We start from the raw sequence: 11,421 nt of genomic DNA on the forward strand, positions 1-11,421 counted from the left end.
ATCAGGGGCGCCTGCGACTCGACCTGCGGTGACGCGGACTTCGTAGGGGAGGGGGCGACCCCCGCCGGTGTCCGGCTGTCGGCCCCCGACGCTCCGGTCCGGCCTTCGGAGGCCGACGACGACGCCGGCCCCGACGCCCGCCCGGACTCCTGTGGGCCCGGTGTGGACGGTGCGCCCGCCACCCACTCGCCGAACCTGCTCCCCGCGTCCGCGACCGTCCACGCCAGCCCCGTCAGGACCAGAGCGCCGGCCGCCACCGCGGCGGTCGTGAGGAGGGCGCTGCGCCGTCTTCGCGCCCGCCGCTCCCCCGGCCCGGCCGGCAGCGGCTGGGGCTGGGTGACGACCAGCGGCTCGGGCAGGAACCGCGTGGGGGTGGGGAGCGAAGACGGGACCGTCGGCTCCGTTCCCATGACGTCCCGCCAGACGGCCGGGCCCGCGCCCGCGTCCGCCTCCAGGCGCTGCCGGCACCAGTCCACGATCTCCGCCAGTTCCGCCCTGTCCCGCGGGTCGGCGGCCAGGCAGCGGGCGAACAGCGGTCGGAGTTGCTCGGGCAGCAGGGACAGGTCGGGCTGGTCGTGCACGATCCGGTACAGCACTCCGACCGCGGAGCCCTCCCCGTACAGCGGGCGGCCCAGGGCCGCGAACGCGGCCGTCTGGCCCAGTGCGAAGACGTCGGTCGCCGCCGTGACCTCACCCGCGGACGCCTGCTCGGGAGCCATGAAGTGGGGCGTGCCGACGGCGGCGCCGGTGACGGTGTGCGAGGTGAAGTCGGCGGCGAGCGAGATGCCGAAGTCGATCACGCGCGGTCCGTCGGCGGCGAGCAGCACGTTGGACGGCTTGAGGTCCCGGTGCACGATGCCGGCGGTGTGGATGGCCTGGAGCGCCTCGGCCACCCCGGCCATGAGCCACAGCACCGCGGGGACCGGCAGCGGTCCGCGCCGGGCGACGGCGTCGGTCAGGGACGGGCCGGGGACGTACAGCGTGGCCGCCCAGGGCGGCGTGCCGTCGGCGTCGGCGTCGATCAGCTCGGCGGTGTAGGCGCCCCGCACCCGCCGGGCCGCCTCCACCTCGCGGCGGAACCGGCGCCGGAAGGCAGGGTCGTCGGCCAGTTCCGGCCGTACCACCTTGATCGCCACGGGCCGGCCGCCCTGCGTGTGCGACAGGTAGACCCGGCCCATGCCGCCCGCGCCGAGCCGAGCCGCAAGGCGGTACCCGGCGACCACGGGCGGATCGTCCGCCCGCAACGGCTGGAACACCCCGGTCGCGTGGTTCATCGGCCCGTCTCCCCCTCGTCCCCTGATCCCCCGGTCAACCATGAGTTGACCAAGGCAGAAGCCTAAGCGGAGTCCGGCGGGCTCATGACGCGGCCGACGCCTTCGGTACGCCCGCGAGTTCCTCGCCCGCCTCCATCGGGTGGGTCACGTCGTGGGCGTCGCGACCGCTCCGGCCCAGGTGGTTGAAGACCAGGTTGAGCAGCACGGCCGCCACGCAGCCCGTCGAGATGCCGGAGTCCAGGACGATCCGGGCCGTCTCCGGGAAGGCGTGGTAGAACTCCGGCGCCGTGATAGGGATGATGCCGACGGCCAGGGAGACGGCCACGATCAGAACGTTGTTGTCCTTGTCCAGGGCGGCCCGGACCAGGGTCTGGATGCCGCTGGCGGCGACCGAGCCGAACAGGACCACGCCCGCACCGCCGAGCACCGGGCGCGGTACGACGGCGATCAGCGAGGCCGCCATCGGGCACAGGCCCATCAGCACCAGGAAGCCGCCGCCCGCCGCCACGACGTACCGGCTGCGGATCTTCGTCATGGCGACCAGGCCGATGTTCTGCGCGAAGGCGCTGCACATGAAGCCGTTGAAGAGAGGGCTGATCGCCGAGCCGAGGGTGTCGGCGCGCAGGCCGGCCGCGATGGTCCGCTCGTCGGCCGGGCGGTCGACGATCTCGCCCAGCGCCAGCATGTCGGCGGTCGATTCGGTCATCGACACCACCATCACCACGCACATCGAGATGATGGCGGCGAGCTGGAACTGCGGGGCTCCGAAGTGGAACGGCGTCGGGAAGCCGATGACGGCCGCGTCCGCGACGGGGCCGAAGTCGGTGGCGCCGAAGGGGATCGCGATGAGCGTGCCGATCACCAGGCCGAGCAGCACGGCGATCTGCTTGACGAAGCCCGTGGTGAAGCGGCGCAGCAGCAGCACGATCAGCAGGGTGACGGCGGCGAGGCCCAGGTTGGTCACCGAACCGTAGTCGTGCGCCGTCGGGTCGGGTCCCTGAGCCCAGCCGAAGGCGACGGGGAGCAGCGATATGCCGATCAGGGTGATGACCGTGCCCGTGACCACGGGTGGGAAGAAGCGGATCGCCTTGCAGAAGACGGGGGCCGCCAGGAAGCCGAGGAGGCCTGCGACGATGACCGCGCCGAAGATGATGGGAAGGGCGTCGGACTTGTCCTCGGTGGAGGCGACGATCGCGGTCATGGGGGCGACCCCGGCGAAGGTGACGCCGTTGACGAACGGCAGCCGGGCGCCGATCTTCCAGATGCCGAGGGTCTGCAGGAAGGTGGCGAGGCCCGCGGTGAACAGGCAGGCGCCGGTGAGGAAGGTCAGGTCGGTGGCGGTGAGGCCGATGGCCGCGCCGACGATCAGGGGCGGGGCGACGACGCCCGCGTACATGGCGGCCACGTGCTGCAGGCCGGTCGTCGCCATCTTGAGCGCGGGGAGTTTTTCGTCAACGGGGTGGTCGGCCACGGCGGCGTCCCTCCGGTCGGTTGCACGGCTGCGCGGAAGGGCCGCCGTGGGTGTCAGGGAGGTGGTGCGGGTGTGGTCATGGGGGTACCTCCCTGCTCGAGCGAAGCCGAGAGCTTGGGGGAGGGACCGGACATGCAGGTGGTGACGGGGGTGGCCGTTCCGGGGCGCGTGTGTGTACGCGCCCCGGAGACGACCGCCGTGGACCCCGCTCGGGTCCACGGCCACCGGCCGGAAGCCGTCCCTCCCGGCCGGAGTCATCGGGGTGTTCAGGCCTCGGCGGCGATCCTCGCCAGCCGCCGGGCCTCGTCCCGCGTGGCGCGGGCGATGGCGTCCTCGTCGGCCGTGAGCAGCCGTCCGTCCTCGACGATCTGCCGGCCGTCCACGAAGGACGCCGTGACCGGGGCGGCCGCGCCGAAGACCAGGGCGGTCACCGGGTCGGCGATGGAGGCGTGGGCCAGCGTGTCCAGCTTCCACAGCACGAGGTCGGCGAGCTTGCCGGGCTCCAGGGAGCCGGTCTCCGCGGCCCTGCCGAGGACCTGGGCGCCGCCGTACGTGCCGAGGCGCAGGGCCTGACGGGCGTTCAGGGCGGCCTCCTTGTGGCCGCCGAGGCGGTTGATGAGCAGGGCGTTGCGCAGCTCGGTGTGGAGTTCGCCGGACTCGTTGGAGGCGGTGCCGTCGACGCCGAGGCCGACGGGGACGCCGGCGGCGAGCATGTCGGGGACGCGGGCGATGCCGGCCGCGAGGCGGGCGTTGGAGGACGGGCAGTGGGCGACGCCGGTGCGGGACCGGGCGAAGGCGGCGATGTCGGAGTCGTTCATGTGGACGCAGTGCGCCATCCACACGTCCTCGCCGAGCCAGCCGGTGGACTCGAAGTAGTCGGTCGGGCCCATGCCGAACAGTTCGTGGCAGAACTTCTCCTCCTCCACGGTCTCCGAGCCGTGGGTGTGCAGCCGGACGCCGAGGCGGCGAGCCAACTGGGCGCCGTCGCGGAGCAGTTCGGTGGAGACGGAGAACGGCGAGCAGGGCGCGACGGCGACCTGGGTCATGGCGTCGAAGGAGGAGTCGTGGTGCTGCCGCACGGTCTCCTCGGTGGCCGCGAGCGCACCGTCGAGGGTCTCCACGGCGAAGTCCGGGGGGAGGCCGCCGTCCTTCTCGCTGCGGTCCATGGAGCCGCGGGCGAGGGTGAAGCGGACGCCCATGTCGCGGGCGGCGCCGATGATCGCGCCGGAGAGGTCGCCGGAGCCCCGCGGGAAGACGTAGTGGTGGTCCATGGCCGTGGTGACGCCGCCGCGCGCCATCATCGCCAGCGAGCCCTGGGCTGCCGCGCGGACCATGGGCTCGTCGATGCGCGCCCAGGTCGGGTACAGCGCGACGAGCCAGTTGAAGAGGTTGTGGTCCGTGGCCAGGCCGCGGGTGATCCACTGGTAGAAGTGGTGGTGGGTGTTGATCAGGCCGGGCGTCACGAGGTGGCCGGAGGCGTCGATGCGGCGTGCGACGTTCTCCAGGCCCTCGGGGGCCGCGCCCGCGCCGACCGACTCGATGCGGTTGCCGGCGAGGACGACGTGCCCGGAGGCGTACTCGGTGTCGTGTCCGTCGACGGTCGCGATCGCGCAGTTCTCGATGACGATGCGCCGGTCTGCTGCCATGGTTCGTCCCTTTTCACGAAGTGTGCTGAATTGGTGAGGGCACGGCAGGACCCCGGGAGTTTTGAGTGCCGTGGCCGGGAGGAGGGTTCCCCGGCCACGGGTGCCGAAAGGGGGAACGTCAGAGGTTGGTGAGGTCCTCGGGGATCCGCGCCTCGCAGCCGTCCCGCAGGATCGTCGCCTCGATCAGGCCGTAGGGGCGGTCGGCGGCGTAGTACACCTCGTTGTCGTTCTTCAGCCCGAACGGCTCCAGGTCGACCAGGAAGTGGTGCTTGTTCGGGAGGGAGAAGCGAACCTCGTCGATCTCGCTGCGGTTGTTGATGATCCGCGAACCCATCTGGTACAGGGTCTGCTGGAGCGAGAGCGAGTACGTCTCGGCGAAGGCCTGGAGCATGTGCTTCCTCACCTGCTCGTAGGACTTCTCCCAGTCGGGCATGCGCTGCTCGTCGTCGGTCCAGTTGAACCGCCAGCGGCCGGAGACCTCGGTGGCCAGGATGCGGTCGTAGGCCTCCTTCAGCGTCGTGTACTTGTCCTTGACGTAGCCCCAGAACTCGGAGTTGGTCGAGTTCATCACGACCAGGTCCTTGAGGCCGGAGACGACCTCCCACGACGAGCCGTCGTAGGTGATCTGGGTCAGCCGGACCTCCTGGCCCTTGCGGACGAAGGAGTGCTTGACCTCGTCGGCGCCGATGAACTGCGAGGTGGCCTCGGAGGCCTCGATCCGCTCCCAGGCGTACTCCTCGATGCGGATCCGGGCCCGGTGGATCGGCTCCTGGCTGGTGACGAAGTGCCGGGCGAGGCGGATGCCGAACTGCTCGGCCGACTCGATGCCGTGTTCCTTGGCGAACGCGTACACCGTGTTCTTGGTGGTGTCGGTCGGCAGGACGTTGGCGTTCGAGCCGGAGTAGTGGACCTCGTCCATGTCGCCGCTCAGGGCGACGGAGACGTTGAGGTCCTTGATGTGGTGGGTGGCGCCGTCCCGCGTGATCTTGACGACTCGGTTCTCGGCCTTGCCGTACTGGTTCTGTCCCAGGATCACAGGGCGGGCAGGGCGGGAATTGACGGTCATGTAGCTAGCTCCCTCGGTAAACGGAGTAGCCGAACGGGTTGAGCAGCAGCGGTACGTGGTAGTGCTCGCCCGGTACGACGGCGAACGTGATCGCCACCTCCGGGAAGAACACACCGGCGCCGCTGTCCCGATTCGCGGGGGCGTCCTGCTGCGCATCGGCTTGCTTCTTCGCGGATTCTTCGAAGTACGGCTCCACCGCGAAGTCGAGCCGTACGTGGGTGGTGCCCTCCGGCAGTGCCGGGAGGTCCTTGCACCGGCCGTCCGCGTCGGTGGCGGAGCCGCCGAGCTCCTGCCAGGCCGCCGCGCGGCCCGCGCGGGCGGACAGGCGAACGGCGACGCCCGCGGCGGGGCGGCCGACGCTGGTGTCCAGGATGTGCGTGGACACGGAGGCGGTGGTGCTCGTGCTCATGGGGTCAGGCTTCCTCTTCGACGAGTCGGGCCAGGCGGATGCGGTTGATCTTCCCCAGCTCGGTGCGGACGATCTCCCGCTCCCGCTCCGGCGTGTTGCCGATCCGTTCCCTGACCGCGTCGCGCATCTGCTCGCCGGTGCGGCCGGTGGCGCAGATCAGGAAGACATGGCCGAACTTCTCCTGGTAGGCGAGGTTCAGCTCCAGCATCTCCGCCTTGAGTGCGTCGGAGGCGCCGGCCATGCCGCGCTGCTCCCGGGCCGAGGTGGGGTCGCCGGGCTTGGGACGGCCGATGGGCGGGTGGCCGGCCATCGCCTCGTCGAGGTCCCCGGTCGTCAGCTCCGCCATGGCGGCGTCGCTCGCGGCGTACAGGTCCTCGCAGGTGGCGTAGGGGCGGGCGGCCAGCAGGCGCTTCGCCCACGCCGTGGCGGCGCACGCCTCGTGGAGTGCGGTGAAGGCCGCGTGCTCCTCGAGGGTGTTGAACCGGGTCAGGCCCGGCGGCGTGGAAGTGGACGTCACGGGAGCCTCCGTGGCCGGATTCGGCCTTCGTGCTGAACGGGCGTGCCGTTAGCTAACGCCCTCCCCCGACAGCACGTCAACAGTTTGTTGAAAATTCGGTGGCGCGAAACCCGGCTGAAACGCCCGGCGCCGGTCAGGCCCCCTTCTCGCGGTTGAGGTAGTTGTAGACGGTGAAGCGGCTGACGCCGAGGGCGCTCGCCACGGTCTCCACCCCGTGCCGTACGGAGAAGGCGCCGCGCGCCTCGAGTATCCGTACGACCTCCTGCTTGGCCCTGCGGTCCAGATCGGCCAGCGGCATGCCCTTGCGGCGCTCCATGGCGGCCAGGATGTGATCGAGGGAGTCGGCGAGCTGCGGCAGTCGCACGGCGACGGCATCCCGGCCCTCCCAGGCGAGGACGACATCGTCGGGACCGGCCTCGTCGGGCGGGATCATCTCGCCGCCCATGGCGTCGACCAGGGGTTTCACGGCCGCGATGAACGGCTCGTCCCCCGCGCCACTCACGCCTCGCCCTCCTCGACCACGTTGACCTGGAGCGTCACCCGGGTGGCACCTGCCTCCAGGGTCTTGCGGAGCAGGGCGTCCACGGCGGTGAGCACCGCGTCGGAACCACCCTCCGCGGTGTTGCCGAACGGGCCCACGTCCACGGCGTCCAGCTCGGCGGCCTCCACGACCTCGCGGGCCACCACGGCGTGCGCGGGTGCCTCGTCCAGGTCGAACGGCTCGGTCGTGAACTCCACTCTCAGTCGCACGCGCTCAACCTAACGCGCGGGACGGACTTTCCGGCAGCCCCTCTTGACAGCCCTCGCACCTCACAGGCAATCTTCCGTTGAGCAGAAACAAGATTCCACCATACGGAATATGGAATGCACACCGTGGGAGACCCGCCACGGCAGACAAGGAAGGGAGCGCCGCCCCGATGGGATTCGCAGACCAGCGCTTCAACGTCAACCTGTCGATCCTCTTCACGGAGCTCCCCCTCCTGGAGCGCCCCGCGGCGGCCGCCGCGGCGGGCTTCACCGCGGTCGAACTGTGGTGGCCCTGGGTCGATGCACCCGTCCCCGAGCAGTCCGAGCTCGACGCCCTGAAGCGCGCGATCGAGGACGCCGGAGTCCGGCTCACCGGCCTGAACTTCTACGCCGGACAGCTTCCGGGCCCGGACCGCGGAGCCCTGTCGCTCCCCGGTGAGGAGTCGGAGCGGTTCCGCGCCAACATCGACGTGGCCGCCGACCTCGCCGGCTCCCTGGGCTGCACGGCGCTCAACGCCCTGTACGGCAACCGCGTCGAGGGCGTGGACCCGGCCGAGCAGGACGCGCTCGCGCTGGAGAACCTGAGCCTCGCGGCCCGGGCCGCCGACCGGATCGGCGCGGTACTGCTGATCGAGGCGCTCAACGAGCCGGAGTCACCCCTGTACCCGCTGGTGTCCGCGTCCGCCGCCGTCGAGGTCGTCGACAAGGTCAACGAGGCGACGGGGTTGAACAACGCGCGCTTCCTCATGGACCTCTATCACCTGTCCATGAACGGCGAGGACCTCCCGTCGGTGATCGAGCGGTTCGCCCCGAAGACCGGCCACGTCCAGATCGCCGACAACCCCGGCCGTGGCGCGCCGGGCACGGGCTCGCTGCCCCTCGAAGACCTCCTCGACCAGCTGAAGAAGGCGGGTTACGACGGCTGGGTCGGCCTCGAGTACAAGCCGGGCGACCGCCCGAGCGCCGAGGCCTTCGACTGGCTGTCCCGCTGACCCCATCCGAAAGGCACCCCATCATGAGCACACTCCCCAAGGTCGCCTGGATCGGACTCGGCATCATGGGCTCCCCCATGTCCGAGAACCTGATCAAGGCGGGCTACCAGGTCACCGGCTACACGCTGGAGCAGGACAAGCTGGACCGCCTGGCCGCCGCCGGCGGCACCGCCGCCTCATCGATCGCCGAGGCCGTCAAGGACGCCGACGTCGTCATCACGATGGTCCCCGCATCTCCGCAGGTAGAGGCCATCGCCTACGGCCCCGACGGAATCCTGGAGAACGCACGGTCCGGCGCGCTGCTGATCGACATGTCCTCGATCACGCCCCAGACCTCGGTCGACCTGGCGAAGGCGGCGAAGGACAAGGGCATCCGCGTCCTGGACGCCCCGGTGTCCGGCGGTGAGGCCGGTGCCATCGAGGCCGTACTGTCCATCATGGTCGGCGGCGAGCAGGCCGATTTCGACGCCGCGAAGCCGATCCTCGAAGCGCTCGGCAAGACCATCGTGCTGTGCGGTCCGCACGGCTCCGGCCAGACCGTGAAGGCCGCCAACCAGCTGATCGTCGCGGTGAACATCCAGGCGTGCGCCGAGGCCGTGGTCTTCCTGGAGAAGTCCGGCGTGGACCTGAGGGCCGCCCTGGACGTCCTCAACGGGGGACTCGCCGGCTCGACCGTGCTGACCCGCAAGAAGGACAACTTCCTCGGCCGGGACTTCAAGCCCGGCTTCCGGATCGACCTGCACCACAAGGACATGGGCATCGTCACCGACGCCGCCCGCAATGTCGGCGCGGCCCTGCCCGTGGGTGCCGTGGTCGCCCAGCTGGTCGCGAGCCTGCGGGCGCAGGGCGACGGGGGCCTGGACCACTCGGCGCTGCTGCGGGCCGTGGAGCGGCTCTCCGGCGCCCAGGTCTGACCACCCCTCCGACCCCCTCTCGACCCTCGTGACCCCGGGGGTCCCCGATCCCCGGGCGGCGCCGCCGCTGACACCTGTCCTGTCGCGCCCAGAGCGGCGGCGCCGCCCGGAACCAGCCCTGCCCACTGCTTCAACAAATTGTTGACGCTCCGATCAACCCGACCCTAGGCTCCACGAAGCGGAAACCTATTTCCGCTGTCCTCTCGTACGGAAGGTCACGATGTCGCAGCGCGTGCTCACCACCGAGTCCGGCGCCCCCGTCGCCGACAACCAGAACTCCGCCACCGCCGGCGTCGGCGGCCCGCTTCTGCTCCAGGACCAGCATCTGCTGGAGAAGCTGGCGCGCTTCAATCGTGAGCGCATCCCGGAGCGGGTGGTGCACGCCCGCGGCTCGGGCGCCTATGGCCACTTCGAAGTGACCGACGACGTCACGGACTTCACCCACGCCGACTTCCTCGGCAGCGTCGGCAAGCGCACCGAGGTTTTCGTGCGCTTCTCGACCGTGGCCGACTCGCTCGGCGGTGCGGACGCGGTGCGCGATCCGCGCGGTTTCGCGGTGAAGTTCTACACCGGGGAAGGCAATTACGACCTCGTCGGGAACAACACCCCGGTGTTCTTCATCAAGGACCCGATCAAGTTCCCCGACTTCATCCACTCACAGAAGCGCGACCCCTTCACCGGCCGTCAGGAGCCGGACAACGTCTGGGACTTCTGGGCGCACTCCCCCGAGGCCACGCACCAGGTGACCTGGCTGATGGGCGACCGCGGCATCCCGGCCTCGTACCGGCACATGAACGGCTACGGCTCGCACACCTACCAGTGGACGAACAGCCGGGGCGAGGCCTTCTTCGTCAAGTACCACTTCAGGACCAACCAGGGCATCCGCTCCCTGAGCAGCGAGCAGGCCGCCGAGATCGCGGGCAAGGACCCGAACTCGCACCAGACGGACCTGCTCCAGGCCATCGAGCGCGGTGTGCACCCGTCCTGGACCCTGCACGTCCAGCTGATGCCCGCGGCCGAGGCGGCGGCCTACCGCTTCAATCCGTTCGACCTGACCAAGGTGTGGCCGCACCAGGACTACCCGCTCCGGCGCGTGGGCCGGCTGGTGCTGGACCGCAACCCGGACAACGTCTTCGCGGAGGTCGAGCAGGCCGCGTTCTCGCCGAACAACTTCGTGCCCGGCATCGGCCCCTCCCCCGACAAGATGCTCCAGGGCCGGCTGTTCGCCTACGCGGACGCGCACCGCTACCGCCTGGGCGTCAACCACACGCTGCTGGCCGTGAACGCCCCCCGCGCCACTACCGCGCAGAACTACGGCCGGGACGGCCTCATGGCGGTCAACCCGCAGGGCCGGTACGCCAAGAACTACGAGCCGAACTCCTACGACGGCCCGGTCGAGACCGGCCGCCCGCTGTCGGCGCCGCTGGCGGTGACCGGGCACACCGGCACCCACGAGGCCCCGCTCCACACCAAGGACGACGACTTCTTCCAGGCGGGCGAGCTGTTCCGGCTGATGTCGGCCGAGGAGCAGTCCCGTCTGGTCGCGAACATCGCGGGCGGCCTGTCCAAGGTCTCCCGCGACGACGTGATCGAGAAGAACCTCGCGCACTTCCACGCCGCCGACCCCGAGTACGGGCGGCGCGTGGAGGAGGCGGTCCGCGCCCTGCGCGAGGACTGACTCCCTGACCGTGCCCGACCGCACGGGGCGACCCGGATGAGGGGTGGTCCCCCGGGCACGGACACGGTCAGGGCGCGGACCGCGGCGGCGTGCGAGCCAGTGCGGTGGTGAAAGGCCCGGACCGGCTTCTCGACCTGAGGGACGCCGGCCCCGGAGCCCGTCGCACCCGCCGCGGTCCCAGCACCACCCACCCCTCTCCCCCTCGACCCCGTCCGGCGGCGCGAACGTCCTGTCGCGCCCAGCCTCGCGCCGCCGGACGGCCAAACCCTTCTCAGGGTGCGGATCGGTCCCGTTCGCAGCAGCCTGAAGGCATGGCACCTCCCACCGAGCATCCGCATGTCGTGGTCCACGCCCCCGCCCTGGACGGCTCCCGCCGGGTCACCCTGGGCGAGGAGCCGCTGGGCGTCGCCACCCACACCGACGACGTCGCCGAGATCCTGCGCCTGGCCGACCTGTACGTCACCGACGTCGCCGAGAGCGACCTCGTCGAGTGGCAGGGCGGCGGCCCGGACGACTGGCCGGGACTGTCGGAACACCACGGGGCGTGAGCGCGTCTACGCCACCCGTCGTACAGCCCGTACGGAACCCTCAAAAGCAGCTCTGAACCCGGCCCCGGAGGCTTCAACCGCCTCCGGGGCCGGGCACATTCCCGTCACACGGGGCCCGTCGGCACGGGGGCGACGGGCCCCCGTACGGGGGTTAAGCCA

The 11,421-nt window shown here is 70.9% G+C and carries 12 protein-coding genes; 4 read left to right on the plus strand and 8 right to left on the minus strand.

All coding sequences use genetic code 11. The features are described from left to right. The 8 genes from ABT116_RS33645 to ABT116_RS33680 form a co-directional block, all read right to left on the minus strand. The coding region (locus ABT116_RS33645; RefSeq protein WP_351641580.1) for a serine/threonine-protein kinase at nt 1-1,274 on the minus strand (1,274 nt) is incomplete at its 3' end. An 82-nt stretch (nt 1,275-1,356) separates the two neighbouring features. Further along, the gene (locus ABT116_RS33650) at nt 1,357-2,745 is read right to left on the minus strand and encodes a nucleobase:cation symporter-2 family protein (RefSeq protein WP_351641586.1); all 1,389 of its coding nucleotides are present in this window, start codon (nt 2,743-2,745) and stop codon (nt 1,357-1,359) included. A gap of 266 nt (nt 2,746-3,011) precedes the next feature. Next, nucleotides 3,012-4,391, minus strand: a complete 1,380-nt coding sequence (locus ABT116_RS33655) for an 8-oxoguanine deaminase (protein ID WP_351641591.1) — start codon at nt 4,389-4,391, stop codon at nt 3,012-3,014. A gap of 118 nt (nt 4,392-4,509) precedes the next feature. After that, nucleotides 4,510-5,457 (minus strand): factor-independent urate hydroxylase, encoded by a 948-nt coding sequence (gene pucL, locus ABT116_RS33660; RefSeq protein ID WP_351641597.1) that lies wholly within the window; start codon nt 5,455-5,457, stop codon nt 4,510-4,512. Between the two features lie 4 nt (nt 5,458-5,461). Continuing rightward, nucleotides 5,462-5,866: a hydroxyisourate hydrolase gene (uraH, locus tag ABT116_RS33665; RefSeq protein WP_351641603.1), complete on the minus strand. Its 405-nt coding sequence runs from the start codon at nt 5,864-5,866 to the stop codon at nt 5,462-5,464. A 4-nt stretch (nt 5,867-5,870) separates the two neighbouring features. Beyond that, nucleotides 5,871-6,383: a 2-oxo-4-hydroxy-4-carboxy-5-ureidoimidazoline decarboxylase gene (gene uraD, locus ABT116_RS33670; RefSeq protein WP_351641608.1), complete on the minus strand. Its 513-nt coding sequence runs from the start codon at nt 6,381-6,383 to the stop codon at nt 5,871-5,873. Between the two features lie 133 nt (nt 6,384-6,516). Then, nucleotides 6,517-6,885, minus strand: coding sequence for a helix-turn-helix domain-containing protein (locus ABT116_RS33675; RefSeq protein WP_189593286.1), 369 nt, complete (start codon nt 6,883-6,885; stop codon nt 6,517-6,519). Beyond that, complete coding sequence (locus tag ABT116_RS33680) at nt 6,882-7,133, minus strand: hypothetical protein (protein ID WP_351641616.1); 252 nt, start codon at nt 7,131-7,133, stop codon at nt 6,882-6,884. The genes ABT116_RS33675 and ABT116_RS33680 overlap by 4 nt, the downstream gene beginning before the upstream one ends. 167 nt (nt 7,134-7,300) lie before the next feature. Between ABT116_RS33680 and ABT116_RS33685 the strand changes: the two genes are divergently transcribed. From ABT116_RS33685 to ABT116_RS33700, 4 genes are all read left to right on the plus strand, one after another. Further along, nucleotides 7,301-8,122, plus strand: a complete 822-nt coding sequence (locus tag ABT116_RS33685; protein WP_351641619.1) for a TIM barrel protein — start codon at nt 7,301-7,303, stop codon at nt 8,120-8,122. 23 nt (nt 8,123-8,145) lie between these two features. Next, the gene (locus tag ABT116_RS33690; protein WP_351641621.1) at nt 8,146-9,036 is read left to right on the plus strand and encodes a 2-hydroxy-3-oxopropionate reductase; all 891 of its coding nucleotides are present in this window, start codon (nt 8,146-8,148) and stop codon (nt 9,034-9,036) included. 220 nt (nt 9,037-9,256) lie between these two features. Further along, the gene (locus tag ABT116_RS33695) at nt 9,257-10,714 is read left to right on the plus strand and encodes a catalase (RefSeq protein ID WP_351641623.1); all 1,458 of its coding nucleotides are present in this window, start codon (nt 9,257-9,259) and stop codon (nt 10,712-10,714) included. Nucleotides 10,715-11,025: 311 nt separating this feature from the next. Continuing rightward, a complete protein-coding gene (locus ABT116_RS33700) occupies nt 11,026-11,262 on the plus strand; it encodes a hypothetical protein (RefSeq protein WP_351641626.1) in 237 nt (78 codons plus the stop codon). Nucleotides 11,263-11,421 lie beyond the last annotated feature (159 nt).

The sequence above is a fragment of the Streptomyces sp. NPDC002130 genome (genome assembly GCF_040296465.1).
GTDB lineage: Bacteria > Actinomycetota > Actinomycetes > Streptomycetales > Streptomycetaceae > Streptomyces.